Consider the following 16,978-nt stretch of genomic DNA (forward strand, 5'->3'; position numbering starts at 1 on the left):
TTAGAACAACGCTAACTGGCTGCCCGTCAACGCCGCGAAATCATCACCGACAAAGGGCAGGATGGCATCGGCCACCGGCTGCAGTTGGCGGCTCAGGTAGTGCTCGTAGTCGATGGGCGCCTGCAGGTTCTCCAAGGGTTCAGGGCCGGCAGTGGTGATCAGGTAGCTGATCCAGCCACCGTTCTGGTACTGCCGTGGACGGCCGAGGCGGCTGTTGTACGCGTCGGCCAGGCGCGCCGCACGCACGTGCGGCGGTACGTTTCGCTGGTAGTCGGCCAGCGGGCGGCGCAAGCGCTTGCGGTAGACCATCAGCTCATCCAGTTCACCGGCCAGGGTCTGTTGCACGTACTGGCGCACGTAGTCGCGGTACGGTTGGCCGCGGAAGATACGCCCGTACAGCGCCTGCTGGAACTCCCGCGCCAGCGGCGACCAGTCGGTGCGCACCGACTCCAGGCCCTTGTACACCATCTGTTCACTGCCGTCGGCGCGCTGTACCAGGCCGGCGTAACGCTTTTTGCTGCCCTCTTCGGTGCCGCGAATGGTGGGCATCAGGAAGCGTCGGTAATGGGTTTCGAACTGCAACTCCAGGGCGCTGTCCAGCCCCATCGAATCGTGCAGGTGCTGGCGCCACCACAGGTTCACTTCTGCCACCAACTCACGGCCGATGCGCGCGGCGGCGTCTTCGTCATGGGCGCCCTTGAGCCAGACGAAGGTGGAGTCGGTATCGCCGTAGATCACATCAAAACCACGCGCTTCGATCAATTCACGGGTCTGGCGCATGATCTGGTGGCCGCGCAGGGTGATCGACGACGCCAGGCGCGGGTCAAAGAAGCGGCAGCCGCTGGAACCCAGTACACCGTAGAAGGCATTCATGATGATTTTCAGTGCCTGCGACAGCGGCGCGTTACCCGCGCGCTTGGCCGCCTCCCTGCCCTGCCACACACGCTCGACGATGGCTGGCAGGCAGTGCCGGCTACGGGAGAAGCGAGCGCCGCGAAAGCCGGCCACCGAGTGCTGGTCATCGGGCTGGCGCAGGCCTTCGGCCAGGCCGACCGGGTCGATCAGAAAGGTGCGGATGATCGAGGGGTACAGGCTTTTGTAGTCCAGCACCAGCACCGAATCGTAGAGACCAGGGCGTGAGTCCATCACGAAGCCACCGGGGCTGGCCTCGTCGGGGCGGCTGCCGAGGTTGGGCGCGACAAAGCCCAGGCGGTGCATCTGAGGCATGTACAAATGGCAGAACGCCGCCACCGAGCCACCGCTTCGGTCCACGGCCAACCCCGTGACGCTGGCACGCTCAAGCAGGAATTCGAGTAGGCGGGTATGGGCGAAGATGCGCGTGACCAGTTCGCAGTCCTTGAGGTTGTAGCGTGCCAGCGACGGTTTGTCCTCGGCGAACATGCGGTTGATTTCGTCCATGCGCTGATAAGGCGTGCTGATGGCCTTGCCCTCGCCCAGCAGCGTTTGCGCCACGTTTTCCAGGCTGAACGAAGGGAAGCTCCAGGTGGCCGAACGCAAGGCTTCGATACCGTCGATCAGCAGCCGCCCGGGGGCATCGGCGAATACGTGACCACCGCTGGCGTGAGCGCGCAGGGTCATGGGCGCGCCGTTGCGCCCCAGGGCCAAAGGCACCTGCAATTGCTTGGCGTGTTCGTGCAACAGGCGCAGGTCGAACTGCACCAGGTTCCAGCCGATGATCGCATCCGGATCGTGCCGGGCCATCCATTGGTTGAGGCACGCGAGCAGCGCGGCAGGGTCGTCGCAGTAATGCAGGTCGAAGTCCACGGCGCTGCTGTCGCCGTTTGCCGGGCCAAGCATGTACACCTGGCGCTGGCCGCAGCCTTCGAGGGCAATACTGTAGAGCTCACCGCGCTGGCTGGTTTCGATATCCAGCGACACCAGGCGCAGTGGCGGGCGATAGTCCGGCAGGGGCTTGAGCTGGGCATCGCAGAGGACGCCGTGGCCGTCGGGTTGGCCGGTGAACTGCACGGGGGCGGTAATGAAGCGCTCCATGAGATAGCGCTCGGGTGGGCGGATGTCCGCCTCGTACACCTCAACGCCGGCGTTGCGCAGGCGTTGCTCCACCTGCATCAACTGGCGATGCTGGCGGCAGTAAAGGCCCAGCACCGGGCGCTGATCGAAGTCACGCAGTTGCAAGGGTTTGAGCTCGACGCCCGGCTCGTTGGCCAGCAGCACGCGAGCATGCTCGGCTTGCGCCTGGGGGAGGAACGCCACCGACACCTGCGGCGCCAGGCGCAATTGCCGCGGCCCCTGGTCGGTAGCCAGCCAGAACTCCACGCACGTGCCTTCGGGTGTGTCATGCCAATGCCGGGTCAGGACAAAGCCCTGCTGCAAATCCACCGCGTCGACCTCTGGTTGTCTGTTGTGCCTGAAGTGACGATTCTACCCTTTGCAGGGCAGCCTGTGGCTTTGCATGTCTTGCCGGGGCAACTCAGCGCTGTTTTCAGCGGGAGCCGGCGACGAACCCGCTACGCCGCCCTGCCCACGCCAGCAGCCACGCCAAGCCGATCAACAGCAACGCCACTGGCGCAAACCACGCGACACCGGCCCCGGTCAGCAGCAAACCGCCAATAATCCCCCCCAACGCAATCGCACTGTTCCACACCGTCACCAGCATCGATTGCGCCACATCACCGCCCTCGCCCGCCGCATCCGCACAGGCCGTCTGCAACAGCGTTGGCGCGCCGCCGTACGTCACGCCCCACAGCGCAATGCTCAGGTACATCGCCCACGAAGACGCCTGCCCCAGCACCAGCGTGGCCACGGCAAACCCGGCGAGGCTCAGCAGTACCAGCTTGCGCAGATGCCGATCGACCAACAACCCGACCAGCCCGATGCCCGCCAGCGCCGATAGGCCGAACACCATCAACACCTGGCCAATCTCGGCGGCCATCCCCGCCGCCGCCAACAGCGGCACGATGTAGGTATAGAGGATGTTGTGGCCCAGGACCCAGGTCAGGATCACCAGCAGCACCAGCGCCACGCCCGGTGTGCGCAACACCTGCAACGCCGCAGGGCGCTTGCCGGCGGCCTGCCCCGGGTAATCCGGAACCGCGCGCAATACCCAGACCACCAGCAACAGCGCCACCAGGGTGACCACGACGAAGGTCGCACGCCACCCCAGCATTGCCCCAAGCCAGGTACCAATAGGCAACCCCAGGGACAACGCTATCGGCTGCCCAAGCATGGCCACGGCCATCGCCCGCCCCTGCAAGGCCACCGGTACCATGCGCCGGGCATGGCCGGCGATCAGCCCCCAGGCCAGGCCGGCAGCGGCACCGGTGAAAAAGCGCAGCACCAGGGTAAGAGCGTTGGACGACGACAACACCGTCAAGCCGTTGAACAGCACAAAGCCGCCGATCGCCAGCAGCAAAGCGCGACGGCGATACCAGCCCTGCGTCAGGGTCACCAAGGGAATGGCAGTCAACAACGATCCGAGTGCGTAGGCCGTAACCCATTGCCCGGCCATGGCCTGGCTGATGTGCATGCCACCGGCGATCTGGTCCAGCAAACCGGCAGGCAGGGTTTCGCTGAGGATGGCGATAAAGCCGGTCATGGCCAGCGCCAGCAGGCCACTCAGGGGCAGGCGCTCGGCGCGCTCAACCAATGGCGGTGCGCAAGATATCTGGGACATTGCAGGGTGCCTTGAAGTGGAAATCGAGGGCGACAGTGTGCACGGCGGCGGCATTACGGAAAAAGACGGTTACAATGCCGCTCACCCCGGACATCAATGTCCGCAATCAGGAACACGTCATGGACAGCCTCAGCGGCTTCGTGGTCTTCAACCGAGTTGCCGAAACCCGCAGCTTCGTCGCTGCCGGTCAGTCACTGGGCATCACTGCCTCGGCCGTAGGCAAGCGCGTGGCACGGCTGGAAAGTCGCCTGGGTGTGCGCCTGTTCCATCGCAGCACGCGCAGCATCACCCTGACCGCCGAAGGCACGCTGTTTCTGGAGCGCAGCCGGCGCATCCTGGCGGAAATCGAAGCGACCGAGCAGGCGCTGTCCCAGGCCAGCGAAACCCCGCGCGGCCGCCTGCGCGTGAGCCTGCCCCAGGTCACCGGGCTGGTGATGCCGGCGTTGGCCGAGTTCATGGCGCTGTACCCCCAGGTTGAGCTGGACCTGGAGTTCACCGACCGCATGGTGGATATCGTCGGAGAGGGTTTCGATGTGGTCATGCGTGGTGGCCAGCCGCTGGACTCACGCCTCAATGCCAAATTCCTCGGCCACTTCCAGCACCGCCTGGTGGCATCACCCGAATACTTGCGCGAGCGCGGCACGCCCAGCCACCCGCGTGACTTGAGCACACACACCTGCCTACACTACCGCTTCCCCAGCAACGGCAAGCTGGAGGTCTGGCCGCTGCGCCAGGAGCACCCCGACCAGGGCTATGACATCCCCATTTCGATGGTGTGCAACCACGTCGAGACGCGCATCTGCTTTGCCCTAAACCACCGCGGCATCACCTGCCTGCCAGACTTCAGCGTGCGCCGCGAATTGGCCGCAGGCACACTGGTGAGCGTGCTCGAGAGTTTCATGGAACGGCGTGGCAGCTTCTACCTGCTGTGGCCGTCGGGGCGCCACGTGCCGCCCAAGCTGCGAGTGTTCATCGACTTCATGCTCGAACGGGTATTGCCTGGCGGCCCTCAGCCATACAAGTAGTTGATGTCCTTGTAGGCCAGCGGCGGTACCTGGCCGAACAGGAAATCACGCAGCTTGTGCATCTGCCGGGCCTTGGGGCTGGATTTGAGCCAGGTCATGTAATAGCCGTCGCCCGTGGCTACCGCGTACTTGAACGGTGTGACCAGGCGGCCTGCCGAAAGATCGGTCGTGGCCAGCACCAGGTCCACCACCGAGATGCCCAACCCTTGCTGAGCCGCCGAGATGCCCTGGTCGAGGGTGTCGAACACCTGCCCCTGGTCGATGCTGATGTCCAGCGCATCCATGCGCGCCAGCCAACGCCGCCAATCGCGCCGGTCCGGGGACGGGTGAAGGAACTCGCATTGGCGCAGGTCGCCCAGGTCGGGCTGCGGTTGTGCCATGTAGTCGGGGTGGCAGACCGGGATCAGCCATTCATCGAACAGTTTGAAGCTCTCGACGTCGGCGGGGAAACGCCCGTTGGCCAGCAGGATGGCGCAGTCGTAGGGTTCGGAATAGAAATCCACGCTGTCGATGTCCATCCACACGCTCGACAGTTGCACGCTGCAGCTGTCGTCGTTCTTCTTGAACCCGTCCAGTGCCCTGAGCAGCCAGCGCATGGTAAGCGTGGACGGGGCCTTGAGGCGCAGGCCGTAGCGGTCCTGGCGCAGCAACGCGCAGGCATTCTCGATGATCTTGAAGCCGACCTTGAGCTCCTGGGACAACAGGCGACCGTGCTCGGTCAGGCTCAGTTTCGGGCCACGGCGCTCGAACAGGTCGCAGCCGAACATGGCCTCGAGGGTCTTGATGTGGTGGCTGACTGCCCCTTGGGTCAGTGCCAGCTCCTCCGCCGCACGGGTAAAGGAGCCATAACGAGAGGCCACCTCGAAAGCACGCAAGGCGTGCAGAGCCTGAATCCGTTCCGACATGGCGACGTCCGAAGCATGAGTAAGACTAATAGTAGGTCATAGTTCCACGCGTTTTACAACGTTAAGTCCGTCTCAGAAAATGCATGTAAATAATAAAGATAACCAAGATTCTGCCTGCATATGCCTGGAACGTTACTTAATTGGAAACCTGGGGAAATCATGTTTACGGGTTATGGAAACTGCTATCGCCTGGATGCGCTAGAGCTGGCCACTGAACATGTCCGGAACACGCAGCATTGGACGTACAAAACCATACAGCATTTTCGCGGCATTCTCGCCAGCCCCGACTTTCCGTGCCTGTTCGGGCGCAAGGCGGTCGCCAGCGAAACCTGCCACATCCTCTTCGCCCGCGCCGAGCAGCTGGCCGATGACATCGCTCAGGGCCTGGCCGACTATGTGCGCACCATCGCACCGATTCCGCTCAAGCAGCGCATCGGCAGCCCACTGGTGGTGTTTCTCGAAACCCCTGGCGACTACACCCTTGCCGAGCAACAGGCCTTGGCCTGGAAGGTGCTGCGTGGGGTCCATGCCCGCGACCCACATCCCTGGCCGCAGGCCATACCCTCCGACCCGGACGATAACGGCTGGTCGTTCTGCTACGCCGGCATGCCGCTGTTCATCAACATGAACTTCCCGGGCCACCGGCAGATGAAAAGCCGCAACCTGGGCCCGCACATCACCTTCGTCATCAACCCCCGGGAGAACTTCGACGAAGTGGCCAACGCCAGCACTGAAAGTGGCAAGCGTATTCGTGCCCGCATCCGCGAGCGCGTGGCCCACTATAACGACGGCGTCATGCCCGACACCCTTGGCGCATTCGGCGATGCCGACAACTACGAGTGGAAGCAGTACCAACTGCAGGAGGCAGGTTCGCTCAACCCGTCACGCTGCCCGTTCCACGCCCATGTACCCGCCGACACACTGATCGAGAATTGACCGTGAATACCGCACTGACCGCCACCTATGCACTGACCGTGCTGCTGCTGATCGCCACCCCTGGCCCGGTGGTAGCACTGATCGTCAACACCGCTGCCGCCTCCGGCTCGCGCAAGGCCATGTTCACCGCCGTGGGTACCAACTGGGCGTCCCTGGTACTGATAGGCGCGGCAGCCTGGATCATCCTGACCAGCGCGGCCATCGACAAGGCCTGGCTCAGCGGCATGAGCCTGATGGGCTGCCTGTTCATCGGCTACATCGCCGTGTGCACCCTCAAGGAAGCCCTGCAGGCGCCGGCGTCGGACGCGGCGAACGAGACACAAGGGCCTGGGCGCGGCGGCCTGCTGCAAGGCTTCATGGTGGGCATCTCCAACCCCAAGGACATCATCTTCTTCATCGCCTTTTTCCCCCAGTTCATCCAGATCACCGAGTCGTTCGGCAAGAGCATGGTGGTGCTGTCGCTGCTGTGGGTGGCCATCGATTTCGCCGTGCTCAGCCTGTACATCTTCGCCATCGGCAAGATCGCCTCGCAACGCAGCAACCGCCTGATCAGCCTGGCTTCGGGCGTCGCCCTGTTGCTGATCGCAGCGGGCGGCCTGCTTTACAACCTCAAGGAACTGGCGGCCTGAGCCAGCAACAACGCGAAGGAGTGCCCATGAGATCGACCGACACCAGCACGCCTGTCCCGGGCCCTCCTTCGCCGCTGCAACAGGACTACCAGCGCTTTCTGTTACTAGGCAACCACCGTGCGCCACACACCCTACAAGTGCACGAGCGCGGTTATCGCTCCGGCACTATCAACACCGATGCCCTTGGCCTGCGCTACAGCCATTGTGCGGGCAAGCGTTTCTCGGCGGCCGAGCGCGGCGCGGCGCCGCGCATCAACTTGCTGGTGGGGGGCTCTACCGCCTTGGGTATAGGCGCCAGCTGCGACGAACATACGGTGGCTTCACATTTGTCGATGCTGACCGGTGAAGTCTGGCTGAACCTGGCCGGCTGCGGGCTCAATGCCGGCCAGGAGCTGCTGATGTTCCTCACCCACCAGCATCGGCTCGGCCAATTGGGCCATGTGGTGGTGCTCAGCGGCCTCAATACACTGGCCCATGAAGCCCTTGGCGAAGTCCTCGCCAGCCCCCACGACCCGCTTCACGCCACGGCCCTGCGCGACACGCTGAACAGCTACAGCGACGGCATGCCGCCTGCTGTGGCCCCGCGCCCGCAATCGCTCTGGCGACGGCTTGGCCAAGCCTTGACCACGCGCCCGCCCGTAGCGCCTGTCGCCAGGCCATTATCGCCCCCTGAAAAGCGACTGGCCCGCGCGGCCGACACCATCGGCCGCACCTTGCGCCAATGGGAGCGTCTGCTGGCAGACAGCCATGCCACCCTCACCTTCATACTCCAGCCACTGCTGCCCTGGTGCCGCGAAACCCTGCCTGAGGGTGAGCAGGCCATGCTGACGGCGCTGGAGCAACAGCCGGCCAACTTCGACCGCCTGCTCGACGGGGTCTTTGACAGCCAGTTGCACATGGCCTTCTTTCGCCGCATCAAAAGCCAGGCCGACCCGGTACCCTGTTACGACATGAACAGCATGCTCAGCAGCTCGCCGGTATTCGGCGCCGACCTGTTCGTCGACCGCCTGCACCTCAACGACCTGGGCAACAATGCCCTGGCCAAGGTCATTACCGCCAAGCTGGGCCTGGCCCAGGAAAAACACGCTCAGCGCAAGGTCACACCCATCAAGCTCGTCTGACAGTTGCCTGCTGGTCTTTCGGCGAGGGCCCTTGGGTGGCTAGAATACGTCGTCGTTCCGATCCGCCTGAGGCGCACCTGTACCTGTCATGAACATCGAAGCCGTCCATCAACAACTGGCCGCCTGCCGTGACTGCGCTTTTCACGAGGCATGCCTGTGAGTCGCGCGGTCATCCTGCCCCCGCTGTTGATCGCCCTGATGCCGTTGGCTGCGCAAGCGCTTGACGTGCGCATCGACCCTCATGCCGACCTGCTCTACCGCCAGGCCCTGCCGCTGCTGGAACAGGCCGACAGCCAAGATGACAGCGCCAGTTCACTGCGCACTGCCCTGGGCAGCGACCCGGAACTCACCCGTCAGGGCCAGGCCCTTGCCCACACCTTGCCTACCGCGGTGGCACTGCTGAAAAAGTCAGTGGCGCTGGGCCACCCGGTGGCGCAGTACCGGCTGGCGCTCTACTACATGACCTATTTGCCCGCCGGGCAGATCCCCGACGCGGCCTGCCCTTTGCTGGTAGCCAGCCTCAAGCAAGGCTTCGCGGCTCCGGCACCGGCCATCGCCACCTGGTGCCCGGCCTACAACGCCAGCGCGGAGTATCGCGCTGCACTGGAGGCGATCCCGAGCATGGCCACCCAGTACGCCCCCTACTACCCGCAACCTGCCACGCGACTGGCCTGTAGCCGCAGCCAGCCGCAGGGCCTGGAAATGCAGTGGGGGCGTCAGCGCGACTACCAGGCCGAGGTGTACCGGCTGCTGGCAGACCTGGACTCGCAACAGCGTCAGACCTTGCTGCAGAAGGCCGTGGACATCAACGGGTGCGTGACAGCGCAACTCGGATTGGCCAGCCATCGCTAACGCCCTTGAGCCCGAACAGGGCCCAAACCAGCAAGATCGTTCAAGCCATCGCCATTACCACTCTGGCATGCTGCGCAACCGAGTACACGCGTTGCAGCCACCATGCCCCACAGCCCACACATTGCCCGCCAAGCCTTTCTGCGTGGCGCCATCGCCATCCTCCCGCTATCCCTGGCCGTGGCCCCCTGGGGCCTTTTGGCCGGGTCCATGGCCATTGAAGCCAACCTCAGTGCCTGGGAAGGCCAAGGCCTGTCGGCTATCGTCTTTGCCGGTGCCGCGCAACTGGTGGCGATTGGCATGCTCAAGGGCGGCGCCAACCTGGCGTCGATCCTGCTCACCACCTTGCTGCTGACCTCGCAGCACCTGCTGTACGGCCTGTCCATGCGCCCCGTGCTGTCGAACCAGCCACTGCGCTGGCGGTTGGGCCTGGGCTTTTTGCTGACCGACGAATTCTTTGCCATGACCAGCCATTACGACCAGCAACAGTTCAACCGCTGGTACGCGCTGGGCGTGGGCCTGACCTTCTATGTCGCCTGGAACCTGTTCACCCTGGCCGGCATCGTGCTTGGCCAGAACATTCCGCACCTCGACCAGTTGGGCCTGGACTTTTCCATTGTCGCCACCTTCGTCGCCCTGATCGCGCCCCTGGTGCGCAACCTCGCAACGGTAGTGTGTGTGGCCGTTTCGCTGTTCTGCTCGGTGCTGTTCAGTGCCTGGCACTGGGAAACCGCCTTGGTGGCGGCAGGCCTGCTCGGCATGAGCGCCGGTTTCGTTTGCCAGAAGTGCTTTGGAGGCCGTGCATGACCTGGTTACTGATATTCGCCATGGGCGCCATCGTGTTCCTCAACCGCTATGCGTTTCTCGAACCGCGCCTGCCTTTGCGCCTAAGCTCCAACGCCCGGCAGTTTCTCGGGTTTGCGGTGCCGGGCATGCTCACCGCCATCTGCGGGCCGATCATCTTCATGCCTGACCATCACCTGAACCTGAGCCTGCTCAACCCGTATCTGCTGGGCTCAGTGGTGGCCGTCGCCCTGGTGCTGTTGACCCGCAGCGTGTTGCTGAGCATGCTGGTGAGCATGTTGATCTTCTTCCTCCTGCGCAGCTGGCTGGCATGACCACGCCCCTGCGTGAACAGACACACCTGTGGCAGGCGCCGGCGCTGGGCGACGTCGAGATGCTGCACGCGCGGTACTTTCAGCAACGCTTCGCCCCGCACGTGCACGAAGGCTATGTGTTCACCGTGATCGAGTCCGGCGCCCAGCGCTTCTGGCATCGTGGCAGCGAGCACCTGGCCCCGGTCGGCAGCATGGTGCTGATCAACCCCGACGAGCTGCACACCGGCGCCACTGCCCATGAAGCCGGTTGGCGCTATCGCGGCTTCTACCCGGAACATGAACGGGTCACCGGCGTGCTGGAGGAGCTGGAGCTCGGCCGGCACGGCAGGCCCAGCTTCAAGGACAGTGTGATCCAGGACCCGGCCCTGGCGCTGGCCTTCAGCCAGTTGCACCAGCTGTCCGAATCGGCTGCCAGTGCGCTGGAGCAGCAGACCGCCTGGCGCCATGCCGTGCTGGCCTTGGTGCAACGCCACGGGCAGTGCGCCGAGCCATCAGCACCCGGCCTCGAGCCCCTGGCGGTGGCGCGTGCGCGCGAATTGCTGGAGAGCCAACTGGCCGCCCCGCCCTCGCTTGAAGCCCTGGCGGCTGCGGTCAACCTGTCGCCCTTCCACTTCGCCCGGGTGTTTCGCCAGGCCACCGGTTTGCCGCCGCATGCCTGGCTCAAGCAACGGCGCCTGGCCCGAGCCCGGGAATTCTTGAAAAGCGGCCTGGCGGCGTCCGAGGTGGCATTCAGCCTGGGCTTCGCTGACCAAAGCCACCTGAGCCGGCAGTTCAAGCAGGCCTATGGCGTGACGCCGGGGGCCTATCGACAGGCCTGCCTGCACAGCTAGGCAGGCCGCGGAACTGGCCGGGCAAACGGGTCAGGCACTGCTACACTGACAGGGCTGAATTGGAGGATCCTGCCATGTCCGAAAGAGAGCTCACCACCCTCATATCGCTGATGAACCAGCGTCAGGTCTGCCTGAGCAGTGCTTGCAAGGAGATCGCCGACTGGATCGACCGGCAGGGCGATGTGCCCGTCGCCGGCAAGATTCGCGCGAGCCTCAAGGCCCTGGAGGCCGACGAAGCCCAGGTACGCAAGACCTTGACCTCGCTGACCCTGGACAGGCCGCTGCCACGCTTTCGCAGCTGAATGAACTGGGGCCGCTATGCGGCCCCCGATATTTCAGTGGTTCATGTGCATGTGGTCATGCCCACCGCCAGCCTCGGCGTTGAGCGGGCGCACCGGCGCCTGCACCTGCAGCGTTTGCTTGCCACCCTTGGTGTCTTCGATGAACAGGGTCAGAGGTACCTGTTCACCCTCCTTCACCTGCTGCTTCAAGCCCATCAGCATGACGTGCAAGCCATTCGGGTCCAGGGTTACCGCCTTGCCAGCCGGCAACTCGACTGCCTTGACCTCACGCATGCCCATCACATCACCGTTCATGGTCATTTCATGCACCTGCACGGTCTTGGCCACTGGCGACTCGACCCCTACCAGCTTGCTGTCGCTGCTGGCAGTCAAGGTCATGAAGGCACCGGTGGACTGCTGGTGCGGCACGCTAGCACGGACCCAGGCATCACTCACGGTGGTCTCGGCCAACGCTGGCAGGGCAAGGCCCAGCAGGGCGATGGCGGCCAGGCCGCGCTTGAACGGTTGCAGTGAAACAGCCATTAGCAAATCTCCATCAGGGTGACCAGGTCTTCGGCGCATTCCTTGGCGTTCAGGGAATGGCCCAGGCTCAGGCGCAGAGTGCCACGTGTGTCGTAGACGTAGCTGGTGGACGAATGAGAGATGGTGTAGGTGTCACCGGCCGGGACCTTCTCGTAGAACACCTTGAATTCCTTGGCCACCTCGGCGATTTCCTCAGGGGTACCGGTCAGGGCGGTGAACGACGGGTCGAACGCCTTGACGTAGGCATCGAGCACTTCGGGGGTGTCGCGCTCCGGGTCCAGGGTGATGAACACCACCTGGAACAGGTCACGGTCACGGCCCTTGAGCATTTGCCTGATTTGCGCCGCGCGCGCCAGCGTGGTCGGGCAGACCGCCGGGCACTGGGTGAAGCCGAAGAAGATCATCGGCATGCTGCCGTAGAAGCTCGACAGGGTACGCGGGTTGCCTTGGGGGTCCTTGAGGTTGAACTTGCGCCCAAGGATTTCGTTGCTCATGTTCTTGCCGTACTTGAACTCGAGACCCCGGGCCGGGCTGCAGCCGGCCAGCAGGCCAAGCCCGAGAACGCCCATCCCAGCGACAACCGCGCGCCGGGTATACAGATCATTCATGGAACCATCCTTTACAGGCCATCCTTCACAGGAAAGGTGCCGACCCAGGGAGGGGCCGGTCGAAAAACCGGGGCATTCTTACATGACACCCCAAGTGCTTCTACCCGATGAAGGCGGTGTTGGCCTGCAGCCCTTTGAATACGGGCTGCGGCCTGTTGTCGCAGGGGTTGAATCCGTAACAGTTTGTTGCTAAGGGCGCGTACTCGTCAGTAGTACGCGTTTTCCTTCTGGGTGTGGTCAGTCACGTCACGCACACCTTTGAGCTCGGGAATGCGCTCGAGCAGGGTGCGCTCGATGCCTTCCTTCAACGTCACGTCAGCCTGGCCGCAGCCTTGGCAACCGCCGCCGAACTGCAGCACGGCAATGCCGTCGTCGACCACGTCCACCAGGCTCACCTGGCCGCCATGGCTGGCCAGACCGGGGTTGATCTCGGTCTGCAGGTAGTAGTTGATACGCTCGTTGATCGGGCTGTCCTCGTTGACCATCGGCACCTTGGCGTTTGGCGCCTTGATGGTCAGCTGGCCGCCCATGCGGTCGGTGGCGTAGTCGACCAGCGCGTCTTCAAGGAAGGGCACGCTGACCGCATCGAGGTAAGCGGTGAAGCTCTTCAGACCCACGGCGGTGTCGTCGGGCTTCTCTTCGCCCGGCTTGCAGTAGGCAATGCACGTCTCTGCGTACTGGGTGCCTGGCTGGGTGATGAAAATGCGAATGCCGATGCCGGGCGTATTCTGCTTGGAGAGCAGATCGGCCAGGTAATCATGGGCGGCGTCGGTAATGGTTATAGCGCTCATGTAAGTTCCTCACAGACTTGCGGCCAAGTGTACGCCAACCTGGCCCCGGCACAAAGTCCTAGTATTTGACTCGGGAAAGCACGTAAGCCGGGGCCTGCCCCCGTGGGGCCGCCAGCCAGGCCTGCATTCGCCGGTACAAGCCACGCTCCAGCCACTGGTAGCTGAACCACGACATTAGTCCAATGGACGGCACGCACAGGGCAAACACCAGATACGGGTTCAAGTGCAGCCGCTGGCTGGCAAACCAGCCGGCATACAGCACCAGCACGTGGATCAGGTACACCGAATACGAGCAGTCGCCCAGTGCCTTGAGCACCTGGTTACCCTTGAAGCACGGTTCCAGGGCAATGAAGGCCAGCACCACCAGGGCGCTGGGCACGCCCCAGTGCAACAGACGCTGGGAAGCGTCCAGGTGATAGAGGGCGTACCCCGCCACCCCGAGCAACGCCAGCGGCATCCACACGCCCTCGCGAATCAGGCCCCGGCGATACAGCACACCCAGGCCGATGCCGAGCAGGAATTCATAGATGATGTCGTTGTTGTAGAAATGGCTGAGCACGCCCAGCCGGCCCAGCACTTCACTGACCAGCAACAGCGCCGCGCTCACCAGCCACAGGTGATGGCGCTGGCGCACCAGGAACGCCAGGCCGAACAGCAGGTAGAAGAACATCTCGAAATTCAGCGTCCAGCCCACGTTCAAGGTCGGGTAGAGCCCGTACCCCCCAGGGTTTTCCGCTGGCACGAACAGCAACGACAGCAACAGGTGCTGCCAGTCGAACTGCTGGTGCGGCATCCAGCGGCTGGCCGCCAGCAGCAGGCCCGCCATGAGCAAGCTGTAGAACCAATACGCCGGCACGATGCGCAGCACCCGGTTGAGCAGGAACTGACGCGGTTCGATGGTTTTGTCACGGGTCGACAGGTAGATCACCAGCCCACTGATGACGAAGAAGATATCGACGCCCACGGCGCCCCGGTCGGTAAGCAGTTGGCCGATCGGGCCGCTGGCGTGGAAGTCGAAGAAAATCTGCATGAAATGGTGGCAAACCACCACCCAGGCGGCGAACGCCCGCAGTGCCTGAAGCGAATACAGCATGGAATACCCTGCGATTGCCGGTGCATTGAGGCCGGTGACCGAGCGCAGAGGGGGCAATACCCGCGAAAGGCTGCCCAGCAGCCCCCCCTGCAGTCGATCAGGACCACCCACCGTTTCCGACCGCAGCTACCCCGGAAAGGTCAGGCCAACCGATCAGAGGTTCTCGTAGCGGTTCATGTCCAGCACACCCGCTTCCACCGGCTGGGTCTCCTTGATGTAGCTGTTCAGGTCATGGAAGTACTGCCAGAACTGCGGATGGCTACGGCGCACACCCCAGCGCATGACGATGCGCTCGAACTTGCTCGGGTCATCACGCGCATACTCCATGTCTTCGACAAATTCCGGCACATCCTGGGTCGGTATGTTGAAGATGAAATTCGGGTAGCTGCTGAGTACGCCCGGGTACAAGGTCAGTGTGTCCAGCCCTGGCTGATAGCGGGAAGCCTCGCCCAGCAGGAAGGCGACGTTGCTGTGCGCACGGTTGCGCAGCAGGCTGTACACCTGGCGCTGACCGCCCTGCCCTTCGATGCGCAGCATGCTTGCCTCAGGCAGCTGGTTGATGACCTTGAGCCCCGCCGCCGGGCGCGACACCAGGCGGCTGAGCGACTGCTCGGCATTGCGGAACTCTTCGCTCATTTGCGGCCGTGAGCAGTAGGCACCCTGGCACCGGTTGATCGGGTCGGGCGCCGCATTCAGGCTGCCGGTGCGCTGCAACAGCTTGAGGCCGAAGTCGCGCTTGGGGTTGCCAGGGTCGAGCTTGATGCCGCTCGGGGTATCGGTGTCGATGTCTTCATAGTCGAGCCACATCTTCACTTTGCCGCTGGTCTGGTACCAGTCGCTGAGGATCGCACCGCGCTGATCGGCCGGCATCAGGCGCAAGAAATTGACCTCGGCACCGTTGCGGATCAGGTCGAAGTACAGGCGTGTCTGCAACTGGTGCGAGACGTTGCCGAACACATCGAAGTTGACCGCCAACTGGTAATAGGTGCGCTCCAGCAACGGGTAGTCGAACAGCCACACCGTGAGCGGCACATCGCCGACCAGGCCTTTGCTCACCGAGGCGCTGTCGAAGTGGCGGAAAATGCTCAGCAGCGCATTGTCGTTACCCGCCCACAACGTCGACCAGCCCGGCGCCGGCATTTCGGCATAGGCTTCGCGGCGCAGTTTTTCGTACTCGTTGCGCTTGTCGCGGTAGGCGTGCCAGAGGCTCAGCACACTGCCCACGTCATCGATCTGCCCCGGCATGGCCAGCAACGGGGTGGCGGCGCCGCGGTACTGGGCATCGGTGATGTAGCGATCATGGGCCGGCTCCTGGAACAGCGCCCAGAAGTTGTCGCGAATCACGTCGGTCGCAATCTGCCCACGGCACACCGGGCCGCGGATGAAGGTGCGCACGAAGTACTCGGCGTTGTCCAGCATGAACTGGTAGCGCGCCACCGCCGGGATCGCCTCGAAGGTCTCGAACGGGTTGGCCCGATGACGCGGGCCATAGCCGGGCAGCGCCGCAGCGTGCCAGTCACCGGCGTAAAACAGTTGCTTCACCCGCTTGAGCTTTTGTGGGCCCATTGGGTAGGTGATGTGCGTCTTGTGCACGATCACGCCTTGCACCGGAATCAGCCGGTAATAGAAGTCGGTGCCCGGTGGATCGTTGGGGCGACGGGTAGCGATCAGGTCGACCGGCTGGCCGCTGGGCGTGCGCGAACGCACCCATTGGAAGAAGTGGCCCTGCTCCCCGCCAACGAAGTAGATGTGCGCAAGGAACAGGTGCTCGTACAGCCAACGCCCGACCAGGGCTTCGGTGGAGCCCGGGCGGTTGAGCAGCTCTTCCCAGTCGGCAATCTGCCTGGCCTCGGCCGGGTTCGGCTGGACCGGCTGGTACTCTACCGGCGCCCCCGTGGCCAGCCAGCGTTGCAGCGTGCTGTACTCCTGGTCGGTCAGGCCGGTGACCGCCAGCGGCATGCCTTCCCTGGGGTGCGCGCCGGCGTAGGCGTCGAACTCATGGGGCAACGGGCACATGTTGTTGCGGCTGATCCCCAGGACGATGTCCTCGGGCAACTTGGCATTGGGCGTGAGCGGTGTCTTGTGCCCAAGTTCGAGCATGCGCGCCATCAGCGCCGCCTGGCTGCCCTGGCTGTCGAGCACCGAGTAGAAGCCCTTCTTGCGCCACTCGCCCTCGCTGTGGGCGTCGTAGAACAGCCGCGTGGTGGGCACCGCCTTGCTTCGGTCGCCCTGGTACACCGGTACCTTGGTGGCCCCGCGCACGGCCCCTTCGGGGCTTTCCAGCTTGAGCTGGCAGGCCGCATCGTTACAAGCGTGGCAGGCCACGCATTTCTCGGTGAAGATCGGCTGAATGTCCCGGGTGTAGGAAATGGCCGGACTCGACTGGGGGGCTTGCCCGAACGCCACGCCGCTGATGAGCAAGGCGAAGACGCCGGCAAGAATACGTTGCAGCATGTGCGAAAAGTCCTGGTTCCTGAAAGCCATCACGATTGCCTGGTCGCGCCTGGGTGCTTGTGCGCCAACATGAGCAAAATTCATGCAAATGGGCGATGCGCCTAAAAACCGCGCAGCTTTGTTATGATTCGGCACCTTCT

At 63.7% G+C, this 16,978-nt stretch carries 17 protein-coding genes; 9 read left to right on the forward strand and 8 right to left on the reverse strand.

Annotated elements, in window-relative coordinates:
- Window positions 1-2,361, reverse strand: coding sequence for a DNA polymerase II (locus tag LJX93_RS17145; protein WP_033698989.1), 2,361 nt, complete (start codon window positions 2,359-2,361; stop codon window positions 1-3).
- A 103-nt stretch (window positions 2,362-2,464) separates the two neighbouring features.
- The gene (locus tag LJX93_RS17150; RefSeq protein ID WP_033698991.1) at window positions 2,465-3,655 is read right to left on the reverse strand and encodes an MFS transporter; all 1,191 of its coding nucleotides are present in this window, start codon (window positions 3,653-3,655) and stop codon (window positions 2,465-2,467) included.
- Between the two features lie 119 nt (window positions 3,656-3,774).
- On the opposite strand from LJX93_RS17150, the gene LJX93_RS17155 reads away from it, so the two are divergent.
- Window positions 3,775-4,680 (forward strand): LysR family transcriptional regulator, encoded by a 906-nt coding sequence (locus LJX93_RS17155; protein ID WP_033700155.1) that lies wholly within the window; start codon window positions 3,775-3,777, stop codon window positions 4,678-4,680.
- Here LJX93_RS17155 and LJX93_RS17160 read toward each other — a convergent pair.
- Window positions 4,665-5,585, reverse strand: coding sequence for a LysR substrate-binding domain-containing protein (locus tag LJX93_RS17160; RefSeq protein WP_033698993.1), 921 nt, complete (start codon window positions 5,583-5,585; stop codon window positions 4,665-4,667). The genes LJX93_RS17155 and LJX93_RS17160 overlap by 16 nt on opposite strands.
- 159 nt (window positions 5,586-5,744) lie before the next feature.
- On the opposite strand from LJX93_RS17160, the gene LJX93_RS17165 reads away from it, so the two are divergent.
- The 8 genes from LJX93_RS17165 (at window position 5,745) to LJX93_RS17200 (ending at window position 11,370) form a co-directional block, all read left to right on the forward strand.
- Window positions 5,745-6,521: a YqcI/YcgG family protein gene (locus LJX93_RS17165; RefSeq protein WP_033698995.1), complete on the forward strand. Its 777-nt coding sequence runs from the start codon at window positions 5,745-5,747 to the stop codon at window positions 6,519-6,521.
- Window positions 6,522-6,523: 2 nt separating this feature from the next.
- Complete coding sequence (locus tag LJX93_RS17170; protein WP_033698997.1) at window positions 6,524-7,150, forward strand: LysE family translocator; 627 nt, start codon at window positions 6,524-6,526, stop codon at window positions 7,148-7,150.
- A gap of 26 nt (window positions 7,151-7,176) precedes the next feature.
- Window positions 7,177-8,271, forward strand: coding sequence for a hypothetical protein (locus tag LJX93_RS17175; protein WP_033698999.1), 1,095 nt, complete (start codon window positions 7,177-7,179; stop codon window positions 8,269-8,271).
- Window positions 8,272-8,421: 150 nt separating this feature from the next.
- Window positions 8,422-9,123 carry a sel1 repeat family protein gene (locus tag LJX93_RS17180; protein WP_227696237.1) on the forward strand — a complete coding sequence of 234 codons (702 nt, stop codon included), beginning with the start codon at window positions 8,422-8,424 and terminating at the stop codon, window positions 9,121-9,123.
- Window positions 9,124-9,225: 102 nt separating this feature from the next.
- Complete coding sequence (locus LJX93_RS17185) at window positions 9,226-9,927, forward strand: AzlC family ABC transporter permease (protein ID WP_033699003.1); 702 nt, start codon at window positions 9,226-9,228, stop codon at window positions 9,925-9,927.
- Window positions 9,924-10,238 (forward strand): AzlD domain-containing protein, encoded by a 315-nt coding sequence (locus tag LJX93_RS17190; protein ID WP_047581077.1) that lies wholly within the window; start codon window positions 9,924-9,926, stop codon window positions 10,236-10,238. The genes LJX93_RS17185 and LJX93_RS17190 overlap by 4 nt, the downstream gene beginning before the upstream one ends.
- Window positions 10,235-11,068 (forward strand): AraC family transcriptional regulator, encoded by an 834-nt coding sequence (locus tag LJX93_RS17195; RefSeq protein WP_033699007.1) that lies wholly within the window; start codon window positions 10,235-10,237, stop codon window positions 11,066-11,068. Before LJX93_RS17190 ends, LJX93_RS17195 begins: the two co-directional genes overlap by 4 nt.
- A gap of 74 nt (window positions 11,069-11,142) precedes the next feature.
- Window positions 11,143-11,370 carry a hypothetical protein gene (locus LJX93_RS17200; RefSeq protein ID WP_156310782.1) on the forward strand — a complete coding sequence of 76 codons (228 nt, stop codon included), beginning with the start codon at window positions 11,143-11,145 and terminating at the stop codon, window positions 11,368-11,370.
- A 33-nt stretch (window positions 11,371-11,403) separates the two neighbouring features.
- Here LJX93_RS17200 and LJX93_RS17205 read toward each other — a convergent pair whose 3' ends face one another.
- From LJX93_RS17205 to LJX93_RS17225, 5 genes are all read right to left on the reverse strand, one after another.
- Window positions 11,404-11,892, reverse strand: coding sequence for a copper chaperone PCu(A)C (locus LJX93_RS17205; RefSeq protein WP_033699009.1), 489 nt, complete (start codon window positions 11,890-11,892; stop codon window positions 11,404-11,406).
- Entirely contained in the window at window positions 11,892-12,500 is a 609-nt protein-coding gene (locus LJX93_RS17210) for an SCO family protein (RefSeq protein ID WP_033699010.1), read from the reverse strand. Before LJX93_RS17210 ends, LJX93_RS17205 begins: the two co-directional genes overlap by 1 nt.
- A 206-nt stretch (window positions 12,501-12,706) precedes the next feature.
- On the reverse strand, window positions 12,707-13,291 hold the full coding sequence (gene nfuA / locus LJX93_RS17215; RefSeq protein WP_012271640.1) for a Fe-S biogenesis protein NfuA: 585 nt from the start codon (window positions 13,289-13,291) through the stop codon (window positions 12,707-12,709).
- Window positions 13,292-13,349: 58 nt separating this feature from the next.
- The gene (locus LJX93_RS17220) at window positions 13,350-14,384 is read right to left on the reverse strand and encodes an acyltransferase family protein (protein WP_033699011.1); all 1,035 of its coding nucleotides are present in this window, start codon (window positions 14,382-14,384) and stop codon (window positions 13,350-13,352) included.
- A 153-nt stretch (window positions 14,385-14,537) separates the two neighbouring features.
- Entirely contained in the window at window positions 14,538-16,838 is a 2,301-nt protein-coding gene (locus LJX93_RS17225) for a fatty acid cis/trans isomerase (RefSeq protein WP_047581147.1), read from the reverse strand.
- Between the last annotated feature and the right edge of the window lie 140 nt (window positions 16,839-16,978).

The sequence above is a fragment of the Pseudomonas sp. HN2-3 genome, assembly GCF_020691745.1.
In the GTDB taxonomy this organism is placed as follows: domain Bacteria; phylum Pseudomonadota; class Gammaproteobacteria; order Pseudomonadales; family Pseudomonadaceae; genus Aquipseudomonas; species Aquipseudomonas capeferrum.

What these genes read in the sequence shown, in the direction of transcription:
- LJX93_RS17210 (WP_033699010.1), bottom strand. Translation starts at nt 12,500, where the DNA reads ATGAATGATCTGTATACCCGGCGCGCGGTTGTCGCTGGGATGGGCGTT.
- LJX93_RS17190 (WP_047581077.1), top strand. Translation starts at nt 9,924, where the DNA reads ATGACCTGGTTACTGATATTCGCCATGGGCGCCATCGTGTTCCTCAAC.
- LJX93_RS17165 (WP_033698995.1), top strand. Translation starts at nt 5,745, where the DNA reads ATGTTTACGGGTTATGGAAACTGCTATCGCCTGGATGCGCTAGAGCTG.
- LJX93_RS17155 (WP_033700155.1), top strand. Translation starts at nt 3,775, where the DNA reads ATGGACAGCCTCAGCGGCTTCGTGGTCTTCAACCGAGTTGCCGAAACC.
- LJX93_RS17160 (WP_033698993.1), bottom strand. Translation starts at nt 5,585, where the DNA reads ATGTCGGAACGGATTCAGGCTCTGCACGCCTTGCGTGCTTTCGAGGTG.
- LJX93_RS17225 (WP_047581147.1), bottom strand. Translation starts at nt 16,838, where the DNA reads ATGCTGCAACGTATTCTTGCCGGCGTCTTCGCCTTGCTCATCAGCGGC.
- nfuA (WP_012271640.1), bottom strand. Translation starts at nt 13,291, where the DNA reads ATGAGCGCTATAACCATTACCGACGCCGCCCATGATTACCTGGCCGAT.
- LJX93_RS17220 (WP_033699011.1), bottom strand. Translation starts at nt 14,384, where the DNA reads ATGCTGTATTCGCTTCAGGCACTGCGGGCGTTCGCCGCCTGGGTGGTG.
- LJX93_RS17200 (WP_156310782.1), top strand. Translation starts at nt 11,143, where the DNA reads ATGTCCGAAAGAGAGCTCACCACCCTCATATCGCTGATGAACCAGCGT.
- LJX93_RS17150 (WP_033698991.1), bottom strand. Translation starts at nt 3,655, where the DNA reads ATGTCCCAGATATCTTGCGCACCGCCATTGGTTGAGCGCGCCGAGCGC.
- LJX93_RS17205 (WP_033699009.1), bottom strand. Translation starts at nt 11,892, where the DNA reads ATGGCTGTTTCACTGCAACCGTTCAAGCGCGGCCTGGCCGCCATCGCC.
- LJX93_RS17175 (WP_033698999.1), top strand. Translation starts at nt 7,177, where the DNA reads ATGAGATCGACCGACACCAGCACGCCTGTCCCGGGCCCTCCTTCGCCG.
- LJX93_RS17195 (WP_033699007.1), top strand. Translation starts at nt 10,235, where the DNA reads ATGACCACGCCCCTGCGTGAACAGACACACCTGTGGCAGGCGCCGGCG.
- LJX93_RS17180 (WP_227696237.1), top strand. Translation starts at nt 8,422, where the DNA reads ATGCCTGTGAGTCGCGCGGTCATCCTGCCCCCGCTGTTGATCGCCCTG.
- LJX93_RS17185 (WP_033699003.1), top strand. Translation starts at nt 9,226, where the DNA reads ATGCCCCACAGCCCACACATTGCCCGCCAAGCCTTTCTGCGTGGCGCC.